This is a genomic window from Halobacillus andaensis (assembly GCF_014636475.1).
Lineage (GTDB): Bacteria > Bacillota > Bacilli > Bacillales > Halobacillaceae > Halobacillus_A > Halobacillus_A andaensis.
Genome location: NZ_BMEL01000003.1, coordinates 188,496 through 214,676 on the forward strand (window position 1 = coordinate 188,496; position 26,181 = coordinate 214,676).

The 26,181-nt window shown below is 39.1% G+C and carries 26 protein-coding genes; 9 read left to right on the forward strand and 17 right to left on the reverse strand.

Annotated features, from left to right (window positions below):
• Positions 1–155 precede the first annotated feature (155 nt).
• Genes IEV27_RS12245 through IEV27_RS12255 form a run of 3 tightly spaced genes read left to right on the forward strand, consistent with a single transcriptional unit; the run spans position 156 to position 2,530 of the window.
• A complete protein-coding gene (locus tag IEV27_RS12245) occupies positions 156–962 on the forward strand; it encodes a sensor histidine kinase (RefSeq protein WP_188377786.1) in 807 nt (268 codons plus the stop codon).
• Positions 959–1,585, forward strand: coding sequence for a response regulator (locus IEV27_RS12250; RefSeq protein ID WP_188377787.1), 627 nt, complete (start codon positions 959–961; stop codon positions 1,583–1,585). The genes IEV27_RS12245 and IEV27_RS12250 overlap by 4 nt, the downstream gene beginning before the upstream one ends.
• An 18-nt stretch (positions 1,586–1,603) precedes the next feature.
• Positions 1,604–2,530, forward strand: a complete 927-nt coding sequence (locus IEV27_RS12255; protein WP_188377788.1) for an RluA family pseudouridine synthase — start codon at positions 1,604–1,606, stop codon at positions 2,528–2,530.
• A 32-nt stretch (positions 2,531–2,562) separates the two neighbouring features.
• On the opposite strand, the gene IEV27_RS12260 is transcribed toward IEV27_RS12255, so the two are convergent.
• Complete coding sequence (locus IEV27_RS12260; RefSeq protein ID WP_188377789.1) at positions 2,563–2,859, reverse strand: 4a-hydroxytetrahydrobiopterin dehydratase; 297 nt, start codon at positions 2,857–2,859, stop codon at positions 2,563–2,565.
• 5 nt (positions 2,860–2,864) lie between these two features.
• Complete coding sequence (locus IEV27_RS12265) at positions 2,865–4,658, reverse strand: M3 family oligoendopeptidase (RefSeq protein WP_188377790.1); 1,794 nt, start codon at positions 4,656–4,658, stop codon at positions 2,865–2,867.
• A 163-nt stretch (positions 4,659–4,821) separates the two neighbouring features.
• Here IEV27_RS12265 and IEV27_RS12270 point away from each other — a divergent pair, with 163 nt between their 5' ends.
• From IEV27_RS12270 to IEV27_RS12280, 3 genes are all read left to right on the forward strand, one after another.
• A complete protein-coding gene (locus IEV27_RS12270; protein ID WP_188377791.1) occupies positions 4,822–5,181 on the forward strand; it encodes a PilZ domain-containing protein in 360 nt (119 codons plus the stop codon).
• Between the two features lie 559 nt (positions 5,182–5,740).
• Positions 5,741–6,682, forward strand: a complete 942-nt coding sequence (locus tag IEV27_RS12275; protein ID WP_188377792.1) for a TIGR03571 family LLM class oxidoreductase — start codon at positions 5,741–5,743, stop codon at positions 6,680–6,682.
• Positions 6,683–6,701: 19 nt separating this feature from the next.
• Complete coding sequence (locus IEV27_RS12280; protein ID WP_188377793.1) at positions 6,702–7,400, forward strand: DUF5694 domain-containing protein; 699 nt, start codon at positions 6,702–6,704, stop codon at positions 7,398–7,400.
• Between the two features lie 44 nt (positions 7,401–7,444).
• Here the strand turns inward: IEV27_RS12280 and IEV27_RS12285 are convergent, their stop codons facing one another.
• Complete coding sequence (locus tag IEV27_RS12285; protein WP_188377794.1) at positions 7,445–9,070, reverse strand: BCCT family transporter; 1,626 nt, start codon at positions 9,068–9,070, stop codon at positions 7,445–7,447.
• Positions 9,071–10,073: 1,003 nt separating this feature from the next.
• Here IEV27_RS12285 and IEV27_RS12290 point away from each other — a divergent pair.
• Complete coding sequence (locus IEV27_RS12290; RefSeq protein WP_188377795.1) at positions 10,074–10,346, forward strand: hypothetical protein; 273 nt, start codon at positions 10,074–10,076, stop codon at positions 10,344–10,346.
• Here the strand turns inward: IEV27_RS12290 and IEV27_RS12295 are convergent.
• From IEV27_RS12295 to IEV27_RS12340, 10 genes are all read right to left on the reverse strand, one after another.
• Positions 10,343–10,600 (reverse strand): hypothetical protein, encoded by a 258-nt coding sequence (locus IEV27_RS12295; protein ID WP_188377796.1) that lies wholly within the window; start codon positions 10,598–10,600, stop codon positions 10,343–10,345. The two genes, IEV27_RS12290 and IEV27_RS12295, sit on opposite strands and share 4 nt — an antisense overlap.
• Before the next feature lie 92 nt (positions 10,601–10,692).
• On the reverse strand, positions 10,693–11,118 hold the full coding sequence (locus IEV27_RS12300; RefSeq protein WP_188377797.1) for a hypothetical protein: 426 nt from the start codon (positions 11,116–11,118) through the stop codon (positions 10,693–10,695).
• 258 nt (positions 11,119–11,376) lie between these two features.
• Entirely contained in the window at positions 11,377–11,673 is a 297-nt protein-coding gene (locus IEV27_RS12305) for a GNAT family N-acetyltransferase (RefSeq protein WP_188377798.1), read from the reverse strand.
• Positions 11,674–11,685: 12 nt separating this feature from the next.
• Complete coding sequence (gene mbcS / locus IEV27_RS12310) at positions 11,686–13,260, reverse strand: acyl-CoA synthetase MbcS (RefSeq protein ID WP_188377799.1); 1,575 nt, start codon at positions 13,258–13,260, stop codon at positions 11,686–11,688.
• Between the two features lie 553 nt (positions 13,261–13,813).
• The gene (locus IEV27_RS12315; RefSeq protein WP_188377800.1) at positions 13,814–14,662 is read right to left on the reverse strand and encodes a YitT family protein; all 849 of its coding nucleotides are present in this window, start codon (positions 14,660–14,662) and stop codon (positions 13,814–13,816) included.
• A gap of 261 nt (positions 14,663–14,923) precedes the next feature.
• Positions 14,924–16,786, reverse strand: a complete 1,863-nt coding sequence (locus IEV27_RS12320) for an ATP-binding protein (protein WP_229735364.1) — start codon at positions 16,784–16,786, stop codon at positions 14,924–14,926.
• A 150-nt stretch (positions 16,787–16,936) separates the two neighbouring features.
• Complete coding sequence (locus tag IEV27_RS12325; protein WP_188377802.1) at positions 16,937–17,806, reverse strand: DNA-3-methyladenine glycosylase family protein; 870 nt, start codon at positions 17,804–17,806, stop codon at positions 16,937–16,939.
• 70 nt (positions 17,807–17,876) lie between these two features.
• Entirely contained in the window at positions 17,877–18,650 is a 774-nt protein-coding gene (gene pdaA, locus IEV27_RS12330; RefSeq protein ID WP_188377803.1) for a delta-lactam-biosynthetic de-N-acetylase, read from the reverse strand.
• Positions 18,651–18,739: 89 nt separating this feature from the next.
• Positions 18,740–20,056: a Na+/H+ antiporter family protein gene (locus IEV27_RS12335; protein ID WP_188377804.1), complete on the reverse strand. Its 1,317-nt coding sequence runs from the start codon at positions 20,054–20,056 to the stop codon at positions 18,740–18,742.
• A gap of 116 nt (positions 20,057–20,172) precedes the next feature.
• Positions 20,173–20,319: an SE1561 family protein gene (locus IEV27_RS12340; protein ID WP_188377805.1), complete on the reverse strand. Its 147-nt coding sequence runs from the start codon at positions 20,317–20,319 to the stop codon at positions 20,173–20,175.
• A gap of 154 nt (positions 20,320–20,473) precedes the next feature.
• Here IEV27_RS12340 and IEV27_RS12345 point away from each other — a divergent pair, with 154 nt between their 5' ends.
• Complete coding sequence (locus IEV27_RS12345; RefSeq protein ID WP_229735265.1) at positions 20,474–21,334, forward strand: mechanosensitive ion channel family protein; 861 nt, start codon at positions 20,474–20,476, stop codon at positions 21,332–21,334.
• On the opposite strand, the gene IEV27_RS12350 is transcribed toward IEV27_RS12345, so the two are convergent.
• From IEV27_RS12350 to IEV27_RS12360, 3 genes are all read right to left on the reverse strand, one after another.
• Positions 21,326–22,120 carry a YfkD famly protein gene (locus tag IEV27_RS12350; protein WP_188377806.1) on the reverse strand — a complete coding sequence of 265 codons (795 nt, stop codon included), beginning with the start codon at positions 22,118–22,120 and terminating at the stop codon, positions 21,326–21,328. The genes IEV27_RS12345 and IEV27_RS12350 overlap by 9 nt on opposite strands.
• Before the next feature lie 55 nt (positions 22,121–22,175).
• Positions 22,176–22,790: a YczE/YyaS/YitT family protein gene (locus IEV27_RS12355; RefSeq protein WP_188377807.1), complete on the reverse strand. Its 615-nt coding sequence runs from the start codon at positions 22,788–22,790 to the stop codon at positions 22,176–22,178.
• A gap of 87 nt (positions 22,791–22,877) precedes the next feature.
• On the reverse strand, positions 22,878–23,270 hold the full coding sequence (locus IEV27_RS12360; RefSeq protein ID WP_188377808.1) for an OsmC family protein: 393 nt from the start codon (positions 23,268–23,270) through the stop codon (positions 22,878–22,880).
• Positions 23,271–23,436: 166 nt separating this feature from the next.
• On the opposite strand from IEV27_RS12360, the gene IEV27_RS12365 reads away from it, so the two are divergent.
• Complete coding sequence (locus IEV27_RS12365) at positions 23,437–24,594, forward strand: MFS transporter (RefSeq protein WP_188377809.1); 1,158 nt, start codon at positions 23,437–23,439, stop codon at positions 24,592–24,594.
• Positions 24,595–25,033: 439 nt separating this feature from the next.
• Here the strand turns inward: IEV27_RS12365 and IEV27_RS12370 are convergent, their stop codons facing one another.
• A complete protein-coding gene (locus IEV27_RS12370; RefSeq protein ID WP_188377810.1) occupies positions 25,034–26,086 on the reverse strand; it encodes a metal ABC transporter solute-binding protein, Zn/Mn family in 1,053 nt (350 codons plus the stop codon).
• Between the last annotated feature and the right edge of the window lie 95 nt (positions 26,087–26,181).

The following is a 26,181-nucleotide window of genomic DNA, read 5'->3' on the forward strand; positions in this document are numbered from 1 at the left end:
TTTATAACCATAACACTAGGTAATGTACACTTATTTGTCAATTTTTACACATAATAAGCAAAAACATGCCCACTTATGGTAGTAAGTCTTTTGTTCCTCTATCGAACCTTGTACAATATCTGTGGTATAAAAAACGCGTGAGAGGACGTTTATCGTTGAATACTCAGCAAATTAAGTGGATGATTTTCATCGTACCGGCCCTTGTTATAGGGTTGTGGGAATTCATTCGTCACGAATGGCTGCTCCCCTACATTTCAATGGAATTAGGAAACTGGATGACTCCATTGATTGTCTTGTTATTCTCCGTCTTCATTAACTATAAATTATTTCAAATACTAGAACGGAACCAGCATGAATTAGAACAAGAAAAAATGAAGCAAGCTATTATTAACGAGCGGCAGGAAATTTCTCGAGAATTACACGATTCGATTTCCCAGTCCTTGTTTTTACTGTCTGTTAAAATCGACCAGCTCGAGAAAAACAATGAACCTCAGACGTATGAGCAGATTCAATTAACCATAGATCGTCTTCAGGAAAACGTCCGACATTCTATTAAACAGTTGAGGACACCTAACATTACAAACTGGAAATCGGCGATTCAGAGTACAATTGAGCAGCTGAACAGTGAAAAACCTGAGGTTGAATTTTACTTAGATTGGCAAGCCTCTGAATCAAGCTTTTCTTCAGAGGAAAAAGTCCAATTTTTTTGGATCATACGAGAGGCTATCATGAATATCCTCAAACACGCCAAAAATGTTACGAGAGTGACGATCAACGCATCTCCTAAGGAAATAAAAGTGATCGATAACGGAACTGAACCTTCTTCATTTGACAAGCATGGTTCTCATTATGGAATCGAGATGATGCAAGATCGTGCTCAATCTGTTGGATGGAAGTTGACCATCAATCGTGAAAATGAGCAAACTATATTACGCTTAGCGAGAAAGGAGGAAGCGAATTGAGTTCATACAAAATCTTAATTGCAGATGACCACGCAGATGCCAGGGAAGGCATCCGAACGATTCTCTCTTCCTCCCCTCAATACGAAATTGTAGGAGAAGCCGTTAATGGGCAGCAAGCCATTGAACAAGCTGACCGACTACATCCAGACTTAATTTTAATGGACATTCACATGCCAGGAATGGACGGGTTAGAAGCAACAAAACGAATAAAACAAGCAAATCCAGCCACGAAAATAATTATTTTAACGGTCTCAGAAGAGAGCACACACCTCTTTGATGCGCTGAAAGAAGGCGCACAAGGATACTTGTTAAAAAGCGTTCGTCCCACAGAATGGGGAAGCTATATGGAAGCCGTTTTAAAAGATGGGGACTTGTCGAGAGATTTAATCGAGCAGACCTTGACGAAACTTACGAATAAACCATCTGAAAAGCCTCCATTATCGGAGCGAGAATTTGAAGTAATGAGCCTGGCTGCAATGGGAGCCACGAATAAAGAAATTTCTAAGCAGCTTTTTATCACTGAAAATACAGTGAAAAATCATTTAAAAAGCGTTTTACGCAAATTAAACATAAAGAATCGTGTAGAGCTGGCTCGCCTGGCTTACGAAAAGCACTGGCTGTAATTTAGAAAGGAAGTATGTATGAAAACTAAACGAATAGGCGAATGGATCGAGATTACCATTCCGCAAAAGTGGCAGGGTTATACGATTGAACGAATCATGAAAAAAGAATTGCTTGTACCAAGAAAGCTTCTCCATAAATTTAGAAGCGAACGATCTGTTACTTTGAATAATGAATCCAAACATTGGAAGCAGACACACGTAGAAGCGGGCGACCGTTTACGTATTCAAGTGTTTGCGCCTCAAGAACTTGAAGTCGTTCCCACTTTTATGGATATTGATATTGTTTATGAAGATGATCACCTGCTCGTCATCAATAAACCAGTGGGGATCGACACTCACCCTAACCAGCCGGATCAGACGAATACTCTAGTCAATGCCGCAGCTTTTTACTTTCAAATGAACGGTATTGAAGCTACTCCAAAATATGTACATCGCTTAGATCGAGATACATCTGGAGCCATTCTTTTTGCCAAGCATGAATTAGCGATTGCTACATTAGGTCAACAATTAAAAGAGCGAAAAATTAAACGCACATACATCGCCTGGGCTCACGGAAAAGTAAAACTTAAAAAGGGAACGATCGACCAGCCGATCGGCAAAGACCGGCACCATCCTGTGAGAAGAAGAGTCTCCAAAGGAGGGCAGCCGGCAGAAACAAACTACGAAGTGCTGGACTATGATCCCAAACGTAAAGCTTCCTTGCTAAAGCTTCAGCTCAATACAGGAAGAACTCACCAAATTCGTGTTCACTTAAGTTTTATTGGACATCCTTTATTAGGCGATACATTATACGGAGGAGATGCTCATACTTCGTATAAACAAGCATTGCACGCTGCAAAACTTTCTTTTATCCACCCATTTACAGAAGAGAACATAGAATGTTTAGCTATGCCGCCTAAAGATACCCCGCTTTTTAAAGAAGAGCATGTCCGATCCCTTGAATAAAAAATAGCCGCTCATCAGGAGCGGCTATTTCTTTAAGACATTCTTTTATAAAACTCATCATATTTATGAGCGCACTCAATATCCAGTTCCGTCAATCCCTTAGCGTTCCATGAAGTCAGTTTCATCGTCACCATTTTATAATCAATGCTTATAAAGGGGTGGTGTTGAATATCTTCAGAATACTCAGCAACGGCATTCACAAATTCAACGCCTTTTAAAAAATCTTTGAATCGATACCGTTTCACGATAAACTTATCATCTTCCAGTTTCCAATGATCTAAACTCTCTACTCTTTCTTGCTTCTTATCTTCTGGTATTCTTTCCTCCATCAATTTCACTCCTTAGAATGTAAGAGATCACTAAGTTTCATGAATTCTTCCACGTCTTCTATACAGATTTGCAGCGCTTGTTCCCAAAAATCTTCTTCCTCGAGATTTACATTTAAATGCTTCAAAGCTAAATCTTCTACGCGCATGCTTCCTGTATCTTGTAGTAAGGCGATGTATTTTTCTTCAAATACTGGCCCTTCCTTTACAGCTTGCGCATAAATCCCAAGGCTAAATAAGTACCCAAATGTATACGGAAAGTTATAAAAAGGAACCCCTGTAATATGAAAATGAAGCTTCGAAGCCCAAAAAGTTTGATCGTATTCAGACAATGCCTCTTGATAAGCTTCTTCCTGAGCTTCGACCATGAGCGCATTCAATCTCTCTTTAGGTACTGTACCCGATTTTCGCTCGTTATAAAAACGTACTTCGAACAGATATCGAGCATGAATATTCATAAAGAAAGCGACACTTCGTTGAATTTTATCTTCAAGCAGGGTTAGTTTTTCCTTTGAATCTTTTGCATTCTTTACTGCTGCGTCGGCTACAATCATCTCAGCAAAGGTGGAAGCCGTTTCCGCTACATTCATCGCATAGCCTTGATTAAGACCCGGCAAATCGTTCATCACATGCTGATGATAGGCATGACCGAGTTCATGAGCCAGGGTGGCAACGTTCGATAGCGTTCCAGAATATGTCATAAAAATCCGTGTTTCTTTACTATGAGGAAAACTTGTACAAAAGCCTCCCGGTCTCTTTCCAGGGCGGTCTTCTGCTTCAATCCACCGATTCTCAAAAGCTTGCTCTGTAAACTTAGCCATGAGCGGGCTAAACTTTCTAAAGTGTTCAATAATAAACTGCGCACCAGCGTTATAATCCATCTTTTGAGCCGAGTCCCCAATAGGGGCATGGACGTCATAAATGCTCAGTTTCTCTACTCCAAGCCACTGTGCTTTTACTTCTAAAAAACGCTTATAGTGCTTTTTATGCTTAATAATCACTGCCCACATCGCTTTTAATGTTTTTTCACTCATGCGGTTATACTCCAGAGGCTCTTTTAGAGGGTTATCCCACCCTCGATGCTGATACGTTTGCAGCCTAAATCCGGCTAAATGGTTTAAGGTTTGACTGAATAATTCCGCTTCGTTTTCCCACGCCTGCTGCCACTTTTGAAAAACTTCTTTTCGAACGCTGCGGTCGGCATCACTTAATTTATTGGAAGCTTGCCCTACGGAAAGTTCTTCTCCGTCGTACTTTATTTTCATCTTCCCAACGATCGTATCGTACATTTGACTCCACCCATGATACCCATCTACAGCTAAGTTATTAATAATCGATTCTTGCTCGAGTGATAATTTATCTTTTGCTTTCTCCCTTCGCTCATCTAACACAAAGGCCACCTCTGAAAAATCAAGATCCTTTATTATCGTTTTCCAAATGTTTGTGTCGATCTGGACTAATTTTTGGTCAAATTGGATTTGGATATTTTTAAACTTAGCTCCTAACTCACTTCTCGTTGTGACCCAGCGGTGAGCAGCTTGATCATTGACATCCTGAGCAGAAAGGCAGCTGATATAAGCACTGAACTGTCTTACACGCATAGAAACATCCTGAATGCGTTCGATAAGCTCCATAAGCTCAGACGTCTGTTCGTCAATCTTTGGCGGCGTAAACCGTTCGACTAAGTTATGTAATTCTGATAATTTATTCTCAATCGTGCTCACGTAATTTTTAAGTTCTTCTGATTCACTTCCCCCTTGAAAAATGGTATCTAGATCCCAAGTCGGTTCATACCTATCCATTCATTCTCCCTCTTTTCGTGTTCCTATTGATTATTTTAATTGTATCAGAATTTTCCATACTATTGACATAGACGCCTAACAATACTCTTTTCCTATAGCTCAAATTGGTCTACCATATAAATAGAATATCACTAGCTACCCTAATTGAGAGGAAGATGTCATGATGCGCTATCAACGACAGGAAAGCTTACGGTATACATTCCAGTCCCCTCCTCCCACTACATTTACCATCATACAAATTAAAGGTCATCCCGTTGAGACTTCAAACGGGAGCGGCTATATTTTAAATCTAAGTCCCAATGGTATGCTTCTTTCTACACCATTAAAAATTCCTTTCAATCAAAACGTTCGTCTACTATTGAATCCAGCCTTCCTCCACCAATCATTTGATTGGAAGGCCGAGATCGTATGGGGGAAACAAGCAGGTGACACCTATCACTACGGACTTACTCTCCTAGACGATCACCAACAAGAAATCATTAATCTCCTCAAACAATACAAAAAACACGAAACCAACAGCTGACCAGCTGTTGGTTTCGTGTTTTCTACCCCTATTTTATTTCTCTCTTTTTTCTCTGGGTACCAGGTACGCCACAATCAACTTATTGTACCTGGTACCATAATTAACCTAAAAAAAAGGTTTTCATCTATTTTCGGTTGTGTTACACTAAGTTTGTAACATAATTGAAACATTATCGTTACATAAATGAAACTTTTTGTAACATTTTGTCGAACTATTAAGTAGTAAGAAAAAATGATCAGTGAAAGTTTAAGATTATTTTCATCAGGGAAACCTTTTAGTACAACAGTCACTAGCTTAGTAGGAAATCATCCATAGAAAGGGGCTTTTTAAAAATGAGACACAAAGCTGAATACGATTCTACAGATTTTATCTATGGTGTAGGTGGTTCTGCATTTCTGACAGGCTTGTTATACGTACTAATCTATATTGTCTAATACTAATAACTTATTATAATAAAACCCATTTCCTTTCAAAGGAAATGGGTTTTTCTCATGTAACATTTCAATATCTTTTGTTTTACAATAGCCTCTACTATACTAAACCTGATGAGGTGAAACAAATGACACAATACCACGAAGGCTACACGAACTTATTTCAAGAAAATAAACTTAGCTTTGGCTTATCAATCCCACTCGAAAATTATCGTAATCAACCGCCTACAATGGAACATCAGGTGGAAAGAGTTCAACTGGCTGAAAAACTAAACTTTCAAGCTCTTTGGTTACAAGATGTGTTATTGGAAGATCCAACGTTTGAGGACCCAGCAACCGGTCAAATTTTTGATAGTTTTATTTACGCGACGTATTTGGCAAGTCATACTTCAACAATCAAAGTTGGAACAGCCGCCACTGTTCTGCCTTTGCGGCACCCTCTTAGAACCGCCAAAGAAATAGCGAGTATTGATCATTTATTTCCTGATCGTTTTATACTTGGAGTGTCGTCTGGAGACCGACGTAAGGATTTTGAAGGCTTAGGCATTCCCATTATGGAGCGCAGCGAATGGTTTCGAGAAGCTTTTCATGATCTTAACCTTGCGCTTGATACAGAATTTCCAACATTTAGCTCAAGGTTTGGCACAATGAATAAGTCCAACCTTGTACCAAAGCCCGCGCACAAGATCCCTATGCTCATGACAGGATATTGTCAACAAACACTAGATTGGGTAGCTGAACATGGAGACGGATGGATGTTCTATCCCCAGCGTCCTAGTCAGCAAATTGCATTGATTCAACAATATAGAGAAAAAGTCCGCTCCTGCCACGGGGACGTTTTTCGCCCATTTATTATGCCGCTTCCTATAGACTTAGTTAAAGACCGATATAGCCCGATTGAAAAAATTCCTGCCGGCTATCGTACGGGCGTACTAGGACTAATAAAGATCTTAGAGCAATATCGGCTGGCAGGAGTGAATCATATCATATTCGGTTTATCTGCAGGGTCAAGGCATGTGGAAGAAGTCATTCATGACATAGGCAAAGAAGTTATCCCTCATTTCCAATGATAAAGGTGGTCTTATCGTAATGAACAAACCAGAAGTACTTCTCATGGGTACCCTCCACTTAGCGATGGAACCTGATATTGTCAATCATCAAAAAGAAAATATCCATGAAGTCGTGGAGGCACTTAAAGCATTTCACCCAACAAAAATCGCTGTAGAAAAACCTTTTCTTATTGAAGAAGAGCTTGATCGAAAGTTTGCTGAATATAACGAAGGAAATCTAATTCCCAGCTACGATGAAGTGGAACAGTTTGCTTTTCCATTAGCTCATTATTTTGAACTTCCTGCTTTACACCCGATCGACGAAATTGTCGATATGTCGAAACCTACACTCAATCAAGTGTTTGAATGGGCCAAAGAACATCAGACTGCACTCTTTAAAGAAATTCTTGACGTGCAAAAAATCCTAAAAGAAATGGAAGATACTTCTTCCTTACTTACAATCCTGCGTTCTATTAATGATCCTGCCTATATTTCACAGCTGCAGCGAGTGTATATGAAGCTGAGCCGCGTTGGTGATCGCCAACATCAAATAGGAGTGAAATGGTTAAAGCAATGGCATGAACGTGACTTAGCAATTTCCGCTAATTTATCACGAATAGCGGAGCCAAATGACCGAATCCTCGTTATTATTGGCGGAGATCATCTTCATTTGATCCGTCAATTCTTATCCGATAGTAAGGACTTTACTCTTTCATCATATATTCAGTATGCTCCCTAAAATAAAACGGCAGCCCAGTAGCAGGGCTGCCGTTTTTAAAAAGTTTAATCCTCGTCTTTTCGATCTTCCAACACTTCTAAAGCAGAACGTTTTTTCTTCTTCCCTTTACGTTTCCACCGTTCAATATGAATTGTAGGAGATTCATAATTGTCAGAGGCTCTAATATCAGTATTAGATGCTTTCATAAAGGACCAGGCAAGTAAAAACATAATGAAAATAAGCGGAAAACCACCTACGATACTTGCCGTTTGTAATGTCTCTAATCCTCCTAAGAACATAAGGGTTAAAGGCATAATACAAAGAGCAAATGCCCAGAATAGACGATTCCAGCGTAATGGTTCTCCTTCTACCTTCTTCTGCACAACAGCAGCTAAGATATAAGAGGATGAATCAAACGTTGTCGCTAAGAAGATAATCGCCAAAATCGTAAAGATTAATACGATGAACTTCGCCAGAGGCAGCTGATTCATAATTTCAATAATCGTAGCTGGAGCTCCGTTTGTATCAAGGAAACCGATGACGTCCAGCTGGCCTGTCAGCTGCATGTACAATCCAAAGTTCCCCATAATTCCAAAGAATAGAATACAGCCTAGCGTACCGTAAATCATCGTACCAAGCACCATTTGTCTAATCGTTCGTCCACGAGAAATACGAGCAACGAACAAACCAACAAACGGAGCGTACACTAACCACCATGCCCAGTAGAAAACAGTCCAAGACTCTGGAAATAGGGTTTCTTCAAAATCGCCTATGTTAGCAAATGGCTCCATCCATGTCGCCATTTTGAAAAAGTTGTCCATAATAATTCCTAGTGAATTAAACGTCGTTTCACTAATAAACCGCGTAGGTCCGACAAAGAAAATAAAAGCTAAAATAAAAATAGAAAGCCAAAGGTTAATATCACTTAAAACTTTAATTCCTCTTCGAAGTCCAGAGTAAGCACTAATGGCAAAGATCGTTGTACATATCAGCATAATAAAAGCTTGTAACCCTAGTGTTACTTCAACCCCTGTTAAGTCACTAATCCCCTCAGCAATCATCGGAGTACCAAGGGCTAAAGTTGTGCCGGCTCCTCCCATTAAACCGAACATGAACAATACATCAATCACCGTGCCTAAAGGCCCCTCAACTCGGCGGCCTAGTACTGGGCGAACGGCTTCACTCACTTTAAGTACAGGTTTCTTCCTTACGTAATAGAAGTAGGCAATGGGTAAAGCTGGCAGGGTATAAATCGCCCATGCAATCGGTCCCCAGTGAAAAATACCATAAGCCGTTGACCATTGAATGGCTTCTGGAGAACCTCCCTCAACACCAAATGGAGGACCTTCATAATAATAAGCCCACTCGATTACGGCCCAGTATAAAATACTAGAGCCAATCCCAGCGGCAAATAGCATAGCAGCCCAGGAAAACGTATTAAATTCGGGCTCTTCGCCTTCGTCACCCAATTTAATCTGACCGTTTTTACTAAAAGCGACAAACAATAGAAAAGCAAAAATTAATAAACCCATAATCATATACATAACGCCAAAGTTACCACTTACAAAAGTATTCGCCTGGTTTACTACTTCTTTACCACCCTCAGGAAATAAAATAAGAGGAATGGTTACACCTAATAAGAGAATGAGTGCACCTATAAACGTACCCCAATCAATTAATTTTGTATTCACACCAAATCGTCCCTTTCTTTTTTCTTATTTTCTTTTTACTCATAAGTTAACCGTGATTCTTTTGTAAAGCGAAGAATGAAGTAGATATTTAGGGGGAAGCAAATACAGTGAAAGAGTATAACAGATGTAATTACAGAGGACAAATAAGCTTAGTATCTATATTACCCTCTCCCTTCAAAAAGAAACGAACATCCGCCATTTATCTAGATAATTTGACGTAATTCGACAAATAACTGTCGATAAGAGTAAATGGATCGTAATAAGGAGGGGAGGTTGTAGCTATCAATATAGGTAAAACTTTTATTTATAGCAGTTTTTTCACCTATTTTAACCATCTTGTTTTCTTTTAAAAAAGGAACACGTACGTTTCGAGGGATCTCGTCATTAACTTTAACAACCGGATACTCTTAAATGCTCTATATTATTTTGAGCCTCTGGTATTCTTTTGCCCCATATCAATAACATGATACAAATTGGAGGATATGATACAGACTTAAAAATTTGTTAAGCTCCGGGCCAATCATTATGAAAAATTATTGTCGAAGTTCACTAAAGGGGATGTGTTGTGCTAATTCGTCCACATTGAAATTTTTATAGCTTTAAAGGTGACCATTAACGGAGTAGGCTATTTTGAATTGTTAGCTTTATTGGGGAGGTGGATGGTTTAAATGTTAAAGTGAATCCATTACTATAGAACTACAGGAGGAATTTTCAGCTAAACGCTTCTGCTTCTTTAATAGTAAATTGGTCTTTTTATTTACCGTGTTAATTTCACTTATCCTTCTAGCGTTTGGCGGGCAAACGAGGCTTGTATGTTTGGGACATCCATTAGTGATCTTAGCAAGTGACGCTGCGGGTACGTATAATACAACACTTACGATAATGAGCCCATTAATAAAGCGTAACCCTTATCGAGTTACGCTTTGAAATCTATTTTATGCCGTTTGGTTTGGTACAGCGGGAAGCCTGGTAGGATGGGTACTACTTTAAGGGAGAATGAAATATGTTCAAAAAAATAAGAGAGTCTTTGTCATTTATCAATCCATTATATATCCCTATGTTTTCAGCGGTTCCAGTTGGACTCTGGCTATTACTAGGTAACGACAACTGGCAAAGTACATACTTAAGTCTCTATATCCTCGTCATTATGTTCCTTATCTTTACAGGTTCTGTAGAGATAAGCAGCGAGGAAGGAAAGCATCAAATTTTCGGTTATATTTATATGACTTTCGGTCTGCTATTAAGTGTAGTCGGTCTCGTTCGCTGGCTGTTTTAAATAAAAAAGAGAAAGGGAAGGATCATAGGAATCATTATGATGATCGTGAAAATGAGCCAGGCATTTTGATTGTCACTCGTCGCTTGTTTACGATAAGACATGCCCCAAGCCATGAATAAAAGGACGGTCATTATAATGCTTTGTAAGTGAAGATCCCCTTCATTATTATTTGTAAAGATATACACTCCACCTTCAATAATTAAAAGAAGACCAACTGCTATATTAAAAATATGTGTAAATAACCTATTTTTCATATTGTCACCTCATTTTACTATATCCAATAAAGTTAAGTATATCAGAATCAGTAAATAAAAGTGAATAACCAGATGGTGCAAAAACCATCTGGTTATTCAAACCGATCAACCAATTGTTTTAAGGAATCAGTAATTTCAAACGCCGGCCCCTCTCTTTTTAATACCTCCCAATGATTCGGGTAAAATAAAACCTCTAATAACGTACGGTCGTTGGCCGTTAGGGTAAGGCCCCCCCTAACATCAGTTGCGGTGGCGTCTGCTTCAGACGAAGGACTTTCTTTTAACTCTAAGATAAACTCACGGATGTCTTCCTCTTCGTCAATGGTTTCACTTTCCCTCTCTTCCTCAAAAGAGTATATTGTGATTTCTAAAGGACGTTCGTAATCCGTCCAGCTATGAGGAGTAACTTGATCTTTGTCAAAAGTAACAGGATTAAAAAAGTAATGCTCGCTTATATAGTAGACCCCAAATGCAATTAGTACACCCAGCGATAGCAGAATAACAATACTTTTCTTCATAACTTCACCTCTATGTAATCTCTCTTAATATATACGATAAGGCGTTGGAAATAGTTTCACTAAATTCCCAATTTTTACGATTTTTGCATATAAAAAACTCCTAAGTCTTTAAGCTTAGGAGTTTTGATATTCAATATTTTTGTAATAACCCGTGGCTTTTGCTTCAAAACCCAAATGTTCGTAAACAGAGTGCGCTTTATTTCTTTCTGTACGGTTCCCACTATTGAGAGTAATTCGGGTCGCTGCTTTCTGCTTTGCCTACTCTTCCGTTTGGTTCATTAATAAGCGTCCAATTCCTTTTCCCTGAGCCGCATCTTCAACAACAAATGCAATCACTCGAACATGAGTGTCATCGGTATGATAAGCCAGACTGTGCATCATTCCGATCATTCCCAGCAGCTTCCCCTCTTCTTCAAATACATAAGTTTGATAGTGAGGATTAGCTAAAATGTTAGTAAGCCGCTTTCTCATCGATTGACAATCAGCAGGATAGCCAAGTGTTCCCATTAATTCAGCTAACTGAGCATAGTCTTTTAATTTAGCTTCTCTAAGCATAGAATGGGTCCTTTAAATTGAACTTTGTTCCTGTTTTCTTAGCTCCACTCTTCTTATTTTACCTGAGGTGGTCTTAGGCAGGCTTGCTACAAACTCCACCTTTCTTGGGTATTTATAAGGCGCCGTCAAATGTTTCACGTGGTCCTGAAGGTTTTTAACTAGTCCCTCGTCTCCTTGACAGCCTTCTTGAAGGACGATAAAAGCTTTAACTACATTCCCTCTAACTTCATCAGGACTGGCTACAACAGCACATTCTTGTACAGCCGTATGCTTCACTAATGCATCCTCAACTTCAAAAGGTCCAATCGTATAACCTGAACTTATGATAATATCATCGCTTCGACCCTCGAACCAAAAATAACCCTCTTCATCTTTCGTAGCTTGGTCCCCTGTAATATAATAATTTCCTCGTTGCGCCATTTTTGTACGTTCAGGATCTTTGTAGTACTCTCTGAATAAAGCCGGTGTTTCCAAATGTACCGCTATGTCCCCCACTTCTCCAGGTTCGACGGGGTCCCCCCATTCATTTATAATTTCTACCTTATTGCCTGGTGTAGGTCTCCCCATTGATCCAGGTCTTACTTCCATGTCTTTCATAATACCGACTAATAACGTGTTCTCCGTTTGCCCATATCCATCACGAACCGTTACATTAAAATGCTTCTTAAATGTAGATATAACTTCACGATTTAAGGGTTCTCCAGCGGAGACAGCACTATGCAATTCACTTAAGCTGTAATCCTCTAATTGATCCACTTTTGCCATAAGACGATATTCTGTTGGTGTACAACACAATACGTTAACTTTATACTCGTCCATTAAACTAAGGTAGGTTTTAGGATCGAACTTCCCTTGATAGATCAACCCCGTTGCACCCGTACCTAATACAGATAGGAATGGGCTCCATACCCATTTTTGCCACCCAGGTCCTGCTGTAGCCCATACGGTATCTCCATCTTTAATAGCCAGCCATTGATCAGCAGCTGTCTTTAAATGAGCAAACCCCCAGCCGTGTGTGTGGACTACGCCTTTAGGATTTCCGGTTGTACCTGAGGTATAAGAAAGGAAAGCCATTTCATCTCGATTCGTTTCTGCCATTTGAAAGTCTTCTGACTCGTCCTGCATTAGGGAATCTAAGCTTAACCAACCTTCTTTATCACCGCCAATTGAGAAAGCGGTTACATTTTTCATTTCATCTACGCCCTCAAATTGCTCAGTAAAAGCTTCATAACTTATAACCGCTTTTGCTTCCCCGTGGGATAAACGATAAGATAAATCCTTTGGCCGCAGCATTTCAGAACTTGGAATAACAACTAGGCCAGCTTTTAAAGCACCGATATATACTTCATAAGCAGAAATGAGCCTTGGAATCATAACGAGGACTTTATCCCCTTTTTCTAACCCATGGTTTAAAAAAGTGCGTCCAATTTTATTGGCGTTCTTCATTAACTCGACGTATGTAATTTCGTCTTTTTGCCCTTCACTATTCAGCCATTGTAATGCTTTTCTAGTAGGATCTGTTGTATATTTCTCAATTTCCTCCACTAGATTATACTGCTGAGGTGCTATTAACTCTTCTCGTTTCATGTACGTTCCTCCTCCTATCGAATTACGTAGAACCGAATCTATTATATCAAATTTTCAAAATTATTAAAATTAACATCACACCATAAAAAACGATTAGAACAGTGGTTCTAATGGTTTCAGGCTGTCGAAAAACATAGTATTCCGTGGTTCCTAGGGTCTGGAGAAAAGGCCAGAAAAAAGCGCCGCTTTCCGCGGGGCAAGACGGAAAATCTCCTCGGTCTGCGACCTCCGGGGCTTCTCCTGTCTGCTCGTCCCGCAGGAGTCGTCACTTTTTCCTTTCCTTTTTATATCATGAGGCGAACGGAACCATCGTATAATAGATGCCCTGAAAGGATCTGAACCATTAGGACACGGCATTATCCTTCATTTTCACTAGTGGCTATTTATCGAAAAAGGGTTGTAGGGAACCTCTTCGTTCCCTACAACCCTTTTACAATAATATAGAAAATTACCACTTAACCTGTACCCTTATGGAAATTGAAGGGTAGTAGGTTTCTTTTTTCCAGACAAGAAACCGTCATATCCATCTAAAGTTTTTCACCAACACGAAACATTAGGCTAAACGTTTGAAATTTTGACCTAAAATCTCATTCATAGAGTGAACAGTAATGAACGCTTTTTCATCAACTGCAAGCATATATTTCTTAAGTTTAGAGTAATCCCTACGGTTCAGGATGGTTGTAATTACTTCTTTATCTTCTTGATTAAAAGCCCCTTTAGCAAAATGAATCGTAGCCCCTCTGCCTAAATTTTTAACGATAAATTCACGCACTTGTTCACTTTCACGACTAATAATAACGACTTCTTTATTATTATCGAATTGCTGAAGTGCATAGTCAATCACTAGACCATTTAGTATTACTCCAAAGAACGCATACATACCAACTGCTGGCCCAAAGATAAAAATAGAAGAAGTCGCAATAGCAATATCGGAAAATAGTACGCCTTTTCCTACTTCTACGGAAAAGTATTTATTTAAAATCATTGCAATAATATCGGTTCCGCCAGTGGAGGCTCCCTGATGAAAAACTAAAGCCATGCCAGAAGCTGCAATAATTTGCCCTATAATTAATTGAATGAGTAAATCATCGCTTAAGGCTTGCTCCATAGGAAAAAACGTTTCTAATCCCCAAACCATAAATGATAAGGCGAAGCTGGCATAGATTGTTTTTGTTCCAAATTGAAACCCTAAAAAGATAAAACCAACAATAAATAAGACTATATTGAGTAAAATCATAATTGTTCCCAGCGTTAAATCAGGAAATAGCTGATTAAGAACAATAGAAAGACCACTTACTCCACCTGTTGCTAAATCATTAGGAGATAGGAAGAAGTGAACGTTTACGGCTACGGCGAATGCTCCCAGGTTCATGAGTAGAAAGGAAAGTAGTTTTTTTGTCATCAGTAAGCCTCCTTTTATATCTAAATTACGTTTATACATTGATTCAACGAATAGTACATACGGGATTATAGAAGGCTTTTTAGAACTTGTAAACCGTTATGAAGAAAAATTTATAAATACTTTCATGTAAGCGATTAATAATAAATTATTGTGAAAATTATTAAGGTGAAAACGTGCATAAATATCGAGTTTTTCTTATAATTTCCCGGGCAATACGACATTTAATAACATAAAAAAAGAACAGCTGATTCCAGCTGTTCTTTACGTTTTGTAAGGTAATCGTACCGTCACGCATGTTCCTTCTCCCTTACTGCTTTGATATCTGATTTGACCATCTAGATCGTCTATCATCTTTTTAGTAACCATTATACCCAAGCCTGTACCTTTCTCTTTCGTGGTATAAAAAGGTTCTCCTAATTTTGAAAGCTCTTGTTCTGATAAGCCATGGCCATTATCAATGACTGATATAATGAGTTCATCGTCTTGAACGACCGTTTCAATTTGAACCTCTCCATCTTTACCTAAAGATTCCATAGCGTTCGCAACTAAATTAATCAGAATTTGCTTCAATCGTTTAGGCTCACTGTAGAACCCTTTCAAGTTTGAGTCGCAAGAATGATAGATCATCACTTCTTTACTGCTTGAATCAGGGTCTAGTAATCGACTGACATAAGAAATAATGGCTTCTAAGTTTACATACTCCAGCTGAACCGAAGATTTCGGTTTGGAAAGCATCATAAAGTCTTGCACAATCGACTCAATCCGATTCACTTCATCCAAAATAATATCGTGGTAACTATCTCGTAAGTCAGGATTCGCCGCTCCGATCTGTAAAAATCCTTTAATGGCTGTTAGAGGATTCTTGATTTCATGAGCTACTCCGGCTGCCATTTGAGTAATAATTGAAAGCTGCCGTGACTTTTCTTCTAATAGAGACATTTCTTTTATTTGAGTTATTTCTTCATCGATTCCAACAACGTACTTACGTCCTTCATCTTCTGCAGGGAACCCTCTCATTCGAATCCACTTTTTTTCACCGGCCGGAGTTGTAATCGTGTATTCTACCTGATGCTCTTTTTGAGTCATAATGATACCAGCTTCTTTAACGATATCTAGATACTCCTCATCTATTAAGTTAAATAAACGTGGAGGGTCATTAATAATGACATGTTTGTCTACTCCGTAAATATGAGTGAAAGCGTCACTAAGATAATGAAGTTCACCTAAATCAGGGGAGCAGATCCAACATGCTTCTTTAATATTGCTGGAGAGTAAATTGAAACGTTCCTCTGTCTTTTTCATTGATTCAAGCTGAAGGTTATAGCGGCTGACGTCTTTTGCAATAATCGTAATTCCTTGTTCACTAGGGACGGCCGTAACCTCCATAATGATACCTGTTTTACACGCTTCACCTTGAAATTCTACAGGCTCTTGAGTTTCCATAGCCCGCAAGTAATGTTGGAAAAAACTATTGTAATCATTTACAGAAAACAAATCCCATAATTTTTTTCGATAGTATTCGGATAATTTTAAACCTGCCATTTGTTCCATCTTAGGGTTTGCATAGATCACTTCCCAGTTGCTGTTTAACATCGCTAATCCGTATGGGAAATAATCAGCAGCTTGAACTAATCGATCTTTTACTTGCGAAGTTCTCGTTGAACTTGCTTGTGTCGTGAAGGCCTCTGTTAAATTTAATACAGTACATGAAGGTAATGGGTTTCTTTTTGGATCTTGAATGGATTTTTGGGAAGATTTGTTAGTTTTATTTGTGGGTGGGGAAAAAATCACAGCAATATTCCCGTTGGAAAGGTGGAGCATTTTACATGAAAATGCCTTAAGTTGGTCTGCAATTTGAATAGACACACCTATCTCCGTCTCATTCCATTCTGAAGACTGATGAATCACACGATAGATTTCACCACGGTCATGGATTTGAAACAGGGAGAGCCAGTTCGATAGATGAAGTTTGGTTTCACTTATCATAAGTTCCGTGGATAATGTACGATTAAGTGTAACGGTCTGGTGATGAACATCTAGAAGACATGCTGGAGTACTACTAACCTCCAGGACGGCAAGCAATTCTCCGCTATAAAGATGATCGAAATACCTTTCTTTTATCACCAAAATTATGACCTCATTTCTTTACTATTCAATATTTTCCAATATGGATTTCATTATAACTTATATATTGGAGTTTTTGAATATGAAATTATATATTCTTTCGTGAAAAAAATGTAGAAAAACCGAAATAGCTTAAATGAGTTAATAAACTTAACCTTCAATACTCCTCCATAGAGTTAAGGAAGCGTAGCTCTTAAAGGGGTCCCAGTTTTTACTCAAATTCACCATTTCTTGGAATTCAGGCTTGCGATCCATATCAAAGTATTTCTTCAATGCGTTTTGTATTCCAATGTCTGCTTTAGGAAATAAATTTTCTCGTCCAACACCAAACATAAGCCAATTCTCTGCTGTCCACGGGCCAATTCCACGGATTTTTGTCATTTCTTTTACTACCACATCATTAGACTGTTCAGCTAACCCCTCTAAGTCAAGTTCCCCAGCAGCAATTAATCGAGAAGTATCAATGACGTATTCTGCTTTTCTTTGACTAAACTGAAGTTCTCTTAGCTGACTGTATTCCAATTGAGCAACCGTCTCTGGAGAAGGATAAAACCATACCCCATTTTTTTTATATCCAAAGTTCTCAACAAATCTTGTGCTTAACCTATATGCAAATTTCATATTAAGCTGCTGATGGATAATCACTTTAATTAAGCAGTCATAAAGATGGAAGTCTTTCACGATAGGGGTCCCAGAATATTCGTTAAACAAATTCTCTAAGTTCGTTGCTTGGAAATGCTCGTGAACTTTGTTCAGATCTCTTTCCCATTGAAACAGCCAATTAATATGCTGAAATAACTCTTCTTTTACTAATTCACTATTACTGCTTATTTCAAACTTCGGATCCGAAGTCGCACCGATTCCTTTTACATAAACAACATGGTTTTCATTATGAAGTTTGACCGGGATAGCTACCCATCTTTCTTCTAAATCTAACTTCGTAAGGGGATCAAAAGCCCACCGTTGCAGCGTATAGTCAAAATCATAGGTTGTCACTGATTCTATTTTTTCTTTCCACATCACATTCACCTCTAATCTTTATAAAAAAACCTGACTATTTTGACATAGCCAGGTCTTTATTGTATCAAACTTATAAACTTACGATTGGAAAAGGAAGTAATTTTTTCACTAACAAATCGTTAAGACTGCCAAATTGATACCCACGCATTCTCAATTCGTTAATGAGGTTGTCCAATGCTTCGGCATTATCTTCAGATACCGTGTGAAGTAGAATGACGGCGCCAGGGTGAATCTGTTCCATGACGTTATTAAACGCGTATTCCCACCCCTTCTGACGGTTGGTTTCCCAATCCACAAATGCGATCGACCAAAAGGCATGAATATACCCTAATTCTCGAGCCCACTCTAAGGTATTCGTATTAAAGGTACCTCGTGGCGGTCGAAGAAAGGTCATTGTGTTTTGATCGGTTAGATTTTCTACAGCTGATTGGACTTGATCCAATTCGTGCTTCATTTCACTTTTGGAAATCGTAGTGAAATCAGGATGTGACCACGAATGGTTACCTATAATATGCCCTTCTTTCACCATCCGTTTCACTAAATCAGGAGCACTGTTAATATAATGACCGGTGACAAAAAACGTCGCAGGAACTTGTTGTTCCTTTAGAACATTTAATACTTCATCTGTATATCCTTGTTCGTATCCATTATCAAAAGTAAAATAAACTATTTTTTCCCCTGATTGATCAACAAAGAAACCATCGTGTTCATCGATCATTGGGCCGTAACGCCCCACATCAGGTGTATTTCCATTTTTATCTTTTTCAAATCCCCATCCTTCTGCACTGGCGAAAATGGGTGAGCAAAATAAAAACAGAACGACCATCAAAATATATTTAGACATGCGCTAATCACCTGCTTTTTTCTTAGTATGCGTTGAAAAAAACATACTATTAAAAAAGACGCACGGAATATTACCGTACGTCAGAAAAGTTATAGCATTAATGCAGCGAGCCAGCCAAAAATAAATAATGGAATATTAAAGTGCAGGAATGTCGGCACACATGTGTCCCAAATGTGGTGGTGTCTTCCATCAGCATTCAAACCAGAGGTCGGACCTAACGTACTGTCAGAAGCAGGTGAACCAGCATCACCTAGCGCTCCAGCTGTTCCAATTAATGCGGCTGTCGCCATCGGTGAAAAACCTGCTCCAATACAAATAGGTACAAATAATGCGGCCAAGATAGGAACGGTTGCAAATGAAGACCCAATCCCGATTGTTACGACTAAGCCTACTAAAAGTAAGACAAAAGCGATAAACGCTTGGCTGGAACCAATATATTCTGAACTTGCATCCACTAAAGCTGTGACCGATTCCGTTTCTGTCAAAACGTTCGCGTATCCGCCGGCAATAAGCATGACGAAAGCAATGGTTCCCATCATTGCAATACCATCTGTTACGACCCGATCCCCTAAACGAAAAGGTACGATTTTGAAAACAAACATAAGAACTAGCCCAGCTAAAGCTGCTAATACTAAATTCTCATAATAAGCTTGAATAAAGAGAGTAACTACAATTGCTACCAGTGTAAAGCCGTGCTTACTATTAAATTTAGCACTCTTTAACTTCTCTAATGACTCGCCAAATCGAATATCATGTCCTGCTTCACTTTCCTTCAATTCACGCGGCTTACGATATGTTACAAAAACGGCGACGAGCAACCCCACAATCATACCTGACCCAGGCAGGAGTAAAGATTGAGCAATTTCCCGAATGGTTAACGTTACCCCATTCGTGTCCATTGATTCCTGAATCGTTTGGTGAAAAATTAGACCAAAGCCAATTGGCAGCATCACATACGGAGCTTTTAAACCAAATGTCAAAGCCGAAGCAACAGCACGGCGATCTAGTTTCATACGATCAAACAATTGCAATAATGGTGGTATTAATATAGGAATAAAAGCAATATGCACAGGAATAGCGTTTTGGGAAAGACTCGCGATCGATGCAATGACAAGTACTGTAAATGTTCTCATATCCTTAAGTACACGTAATAAATAACCTACAAGAATACTTGTAATGCCTGAATGCGTGATGGCTACAGCAAACGCTCCAAGTAAAATATAACTCAAAGCCACACTAGCCTGGTCTCCCATCCCACTTACTAATAAGTCGAGGGAATCCATAATGGATTGACCATTCATCACTCCTGCTGTAAGTCCAGCAGCTAAGATGGCAATAATGACATTGACTCTTAATAAACTTAATATCGTCAGTACTAACACTGACACAATGACAGCAAGTGCCATAACTATAATCTCCTCTCAAAAACTCTTTTTATCACATTAGCGATTTACCATGATAAAGTAGTAATCACAAAAAATCAACCCTCATTTTCCAATGAGAGTTTACCATTATTTTCTCTCTATAATTTACGCTCTAATTCTTCAAGCATTTGGATCAGTTCATCTACATCTTCTACAGATGTATCTTCCGGCTCTATTTCATCTAAGCGTTCCATAAACGCGGATAGCTTAACTTTTAGATCACTAATTTTTTCCTGCTGTGACACGTATGAGACACTCCTTTATAAAGGTATCGTTTGTTTCCACCTTGCCTATCATAGTATATAGGGATACCCATGTCTATCCCTTTTTGCTCATATCCTACACCTTTTCGAAAAGAACTGCTATAATACGACACAAGTTAGATAGGAGGGTTCAGTTTTGGACTTTTTAGATAACAAATATGCACAAATACTTACCAGCTCACCCGTAATAAAAATTCTGGTAACCGCGGTTACCATCTTTATAATGGTTTTCTTACTGAGAAAACTGCTTCGAACTTTCTTTTCCAAAGCTTCCTTCATCGAAGCTAGAAAAGTCAATACTCTAGAAGCAATGATGTATTCTTTAATTAATTATGCAGCCGTGCTCAGTTTCATTTTTATTGTGCTTTCCGAATGGATTGAGATTGGACGTATTTTAGCTGGTGCTGGTGTGCTTGGTCTTATTATTGGTTTTGGTGCACAAAGTCTTATTAAGGACTTTTTTTCCGGGCTGTTCCTTCTCTATGAGAAGCAGCTTCATAAAGGTGACTTTATTACACTGAATGATAAATTTCATGGAACAGTAGAAGATATTGGGTTACGATTTTTAAAGATTAGAGAGTGGAGCGGAAAATTATTAACGATTAGTAACGGGCAAATTACTACAATTGAAAACTACAATTTCGAACATATGCGGGTTATCGAACATGTTACGACAACCTTTAACGAAGATCCTAGAAAGGTGGTTTCAGTTTTAGAAGAAGCCTGTGTAAGGCTAAACGAAGAACTCCATGAGTATTTACTTAAAGATCTTAAAGGGGATGTCGTCGAACCTTTTCAAGTGTACGGGATGTCCTCATTAAATCATGAGCACCGCGGATATCAATATACAGTGACAGGGTTAGTTCAAGACCTCGTTTATTGGACAGCATCAAAAGAAACGCGCTACATCCTAGCCGAAGCAATGTATGATCACCAAATTGCTATGGCAGAGCAGCGCGTACAAGTGAATGCTAATCAAGATAAAGATTTATTGTAGTTCAAAGGAAAAGCTTACATGGTCTTGTATAGGAATCCATGCTCCAATTCCTTGTCTAGTAACATTTTTAACATCGATGCTCATTTTAGAACCTTTTAATTGGATGTACACATCTCCAAAGGCTACTTCCCCTTTTTCATTGAGTGCAGGGGCATAAGCGTGCAGCTTACCTACTTTATTTACGGGTACGGCGTATTTATTATTTTGCTTTGTTCCTCTTCCAATCACACTTTGAAAGGATAAAGGAAGCTTCGTGTTATTTTGAGCTTCCAGAAGAATAAGCTTCATCATTTGATCACTGTGGGTGGCTTTCGTCGTAAGGCCGCCCTTTATGTGTTTTTCTTCTTTTTGTTCGTAACTCATCTCTTCGTTCTTTTGTCCACCCTGATTATTTAATTCATTCACATTTATTTCCTGATATTCCCAATTTGTATTTCTCTCTTTCGACTCGTAAGACAACGGCCATCTTCCTAAAAAGATCTCCCCTCGATAGCCTACTGCAAAAGGCGAAGGGCGAATTGTTGTTTCGTTCAACATTTCAATCAGCTCTGGGTTTGAAATTCGTACGTCCGAGTTATTAATTAATTCATCCGTAAGCTTTTCAGCCTCCAAAACCTCTTGATCCTCAGTAGAATTTGGGTACGTGTTATCTTTAGCTATATTGAGAACATGGCTAGGAATTTCAGATTGTTCTTTATTTTCTTTTTGTTCAGCAAAGCCGCTTAACGGCTGAACAAATGAGAAAATACTAATAAGTACAATAAGTCCTACACATTTTAATCTCATGGTGTTGACCACCTTTCTTTTTCTTTATCTTGTGAAAAATGGTCAAACCCTATTCTTATGAAGAGAGTAAACGGTTCATAACTTTTTCTGCTTTAGGATCCAAGAATTGGATAAAGGGGCCGATACAAACGAGAATAATGATTGTACCCAACCCTATAGGGCCACCCAGGATTAGAGCTAAAACCAAGGCAAATGCCTCGGTTATTGTCTTCGATACCGTCAGACTTAAGCCAAATCTTTTTTGTAAAGCCACCATGAAATTATCAATGGGATTAAGTGAAAATTTTGGTTGTAGATACAAAGCCACCCCTGCCGCAATTATAAAGATTCCGGCAATTAATGTGATGACTTGATAAAACCATCCAGTGATCTCCATATCCGTAAAGGCGGTAATTAACCAGAAGTCAATCATTTTTCCAACGATAATAATGGTAATGACCGCTAATAAATCAGGCCGTTCTGCTGCGATTAATGCATTGGTTACAATAAGAATAGCCCCAATAATAATAACCCAATTTCCTACGGTTAATCCGAAGGTCTCCGTTAACCCAACGTTCATAGCATCCCATGCCCCTGCTCCTAACTCTGCATTAATGGTCAATGAAATACCTAAAGAAATAATGATTAACCCTAATAAGTAGAAAAATCCTTTGATTACAAAAGCTCTCATGTCAGCCACCCCCCCTATTATGTAAATGGTTTCAAATTTAAACAAAAAAAGAGCACCATCCAAAAGATTGGATAGGCCCTTTCTATTTTACTTGCTCAATTCGATACACTCAAGCGTTTCTTCAATCTCGATGCTGCCTTTTACAGACTGCACCATCGAACAATTCTTACTAGACACTTCTAAGTTTTTTAGTAGCTTATCCTGATTGAGGCGGTAACCTTTAACAACAAAATGAAGATGAATACGCTCAATACGATTGGCTTCGTCTGCATTTCGGGTCACATCTGCTGTCACTTTAATGTCTTCATAATTGATTCGCTGCTTATCAAGAATTTTTCGATACACCCCAATGCTGCATCCTGCCACAGAAGCTACCATAAGCTGGAACGGGCGAAATCCAAATGCTTCGTCTCCTGAAATTTCCAACTGACCATAATCAAAGGATGTACGTACTCCACCTTCTTTAATATAAAAATCCATACCCTAACCCCTCCTTTAATCTTATAGTTCGTCCCCTTATGTGTATAGTAACCGTTTTCTCCTCCTATTTAACCTATTCCTAGCTGAATCTGTTGCTTGAAGTTCGTCCTATCGTTTAGGATTAAAAAGATGTTATTTATACAATGGTTCGGGGGAGGTCTTACATATGGTATCAAAAAAGACACGATTTTGGATACTGATCGGTCTTGTTACGATTTCTGGTTTTTCACAAGGAATGTTACTTCCTTTACTCGCCGTTATTCTTGAGCAAAATGGAGTTTCCTCCTCTATTAACGGTATCCACGCGACAGCATTATATATAGGTATTTTAATTTCTTCTCCTTTTATGGAGAAACCATTGCAAAGATTTGGATATAAGCCTGTCATTATGTTTGGCGGGGCACTGGTTTTCGTCTCCCTAGCCTTTTTCCCGATATGGCAATCGCTTTGGTTCTGGTTTGCTCTTCGAATGATGGTTGGAATAGGAGATCAAATTCTGCACTTTGGAACGCAAACGTGGATCACGGCTACAGCTGAAGAGAAATCAAGAGGAAAGAGTATTGCCTACTACGGCTTGTTTTTCAGCGTTGGCTTTACGTTAGGCCCCCTTATGACCAACCTTCTTTCTATTAGTATGTATTTACCGTTTGTTCTATCCGCCCTCCTGAGTTTTATGGTATGGGGAACGATGTGGTGGGTAAGGAATGAAATGCCCCCCGGCGAGTACACCACAGCTCATGGCACTAGCTCATTTAAACGGTTTGGATCCGCCATCAGAATGGGCTGGGTCGCCTTCTTGCCTCCTATGACGTACGGGTTTTTAGAAGCTACGCTGCACGGAATTTTCCCTGTATATGGAATGAGGATAGGTCACGACGTTACGATGCTTTCCTTTATCATTCCTGCATTCGCCGCCGCAAGTTTGTTATCACAAATACCACTTGGGGCACTTAGCGATCATTTTGGCCGGAAAAAAATCATTATAAGTGTGGTGCTGGGCGGCATCATCGCCTTTACTATGGCTGCATTTTTAGAAGGATCTATCATAGGACTGTTTGCAACCTTTGCCATTGGCGGTTTATTTGTAGGCTCGCTTTTCTCTTTAGGAATTTCTTTTATGACCGACCTTTTACCTAAAGAGCTTTTACCAGCTGGTAATATTTTGTGCGGCATGTCCTTTAGTTTAGGCAGCATTGGAGGTCCGTTTTTAACAGGAATATTTATAGATCTTTTTCCTGGTGTGTCTCTTTTCTATACCATTGTAATCCTTTTGATCATCGTGCTTATAGCTACGATCGTAAAACGAAGTCCCCATCATAAATAAAAGAAAAAGCTGTGCAATCTATAAACGTCTGCACAGACTGCAAGAGATATCATGTTCCTAGGTTCCTCCATTAGTGTCTTGGGAAAGGAACAAGTAAAAACGCGGGTTGTCCGTCACTTTCTCTAGTATGCACTTTTATCTCTTTTTACGAATAGACGTTGATGATGGCTGCCTATAAAACATAAAAAAATGGCCCTCCACCTAGCTAGGATGATGAGCAAGACGGAGGAGAGTGTTGTTTTGACTTAAGGGATTTCCAAGGAGCTAGGACCCTTCCACTCCTTGGAAGAACGAGTGAGACGAGATCACCGAGCGTGGGTTTTGCGAGGAAGCTCGGGCGCTCGTCCGCGGAAAGGGAAGGGTCCTTCGCTCCTGGCGGCAAGAAAAAAGCTTGCGGAAAACCAGGGGGTTCTCCACAAGCTGACTACACAGCTTTCTTTTATTCTGTTAAGGCTTCATTTAACACTTCTAAGTTTTGTTTCATTAAACTAAAATAATCTTCTTCATTTTCAATATCTTCTTCAGTTAATACAGAAAGGTTATGAATACGCAGTGGATCAGCACCAATTTCTTTTTGAACGACTTCAGAAACCTTAGGTGTGATGTTCTGCTCAAACAACACGTGATTCAATTCATGTTCTTCCGCTACTTCAATAATTTTTTCCAGTTCCTTTTGGGAAGGCTCGTTTGATGGGCTTAAGCCAGAGACTGCAATTTGCTCAATACCATAAGCTTCTTCCCAATAACCATAGGCAGCGTGAGACACAATAATCTCGTTCTTCTCTTTCCCTTCTACTTGCTCATGAAAGTCTTCATCTAAAGATTCAAGATCAGCTTTAAGTGCGTTAAAGTTTTCTTCAAATTGTTCTTCTGAATCTGGCTGAAGTTCAATTAACTTTTCTTTTATGTTTTCAGCCATTTGAATGGAGCGTATTGGATCAAGCCAAACGTGTGGATTTTCTTCTCCGTGGTTATGACCGTCTTCTCCTTCAGCTCCTTCTTCACCGGCATGTTCTTCCTCTTCATGCTCACGCTCGTCTTCATCAGCATGCTCTTCCTCTTCATGCTCATGCTCGCCTTCATCAGCATGCTCTTCCTCTTCATTTCCATGATCATGAGAGCCAGATGAAAGATCGATGCCGCTGGAAGCTTCAACAATTTCTACATCCTCTGATTTGATCGATTCAGAAATTTTTTCTGCATACGTTTCTAAACCTGCTCCGTTATAAATAAACGCATCAGCTTCAGCCATCTCCACCATTTCTTTCGTTGATGGCTCATAGGAATGGGCATCTGACCCTGGTGGTAAAATCGTTTCTACTTCAGCTGCATCTCCAGCAATACGTTCAGTAAAGTATTGAAGAGGGTAAACCGTTGTATTTATTTTAAGTTGCTCTCCTTCATCGCCTGTTTCTGCATCTTCTGTCTGTTCTCCACAGGCGCCCAAGATAAGTATAAAAATGGATAATAGTAAGCCAATTGTTTTCTTCATTGTTTCTCCTCCTTGCTCTTCGATAAAAAAGTATATCGTAATGGTTACCGTTTGTAAACAGTAATCATTACTTTTTAAAAGAAACAAAGAAAAAA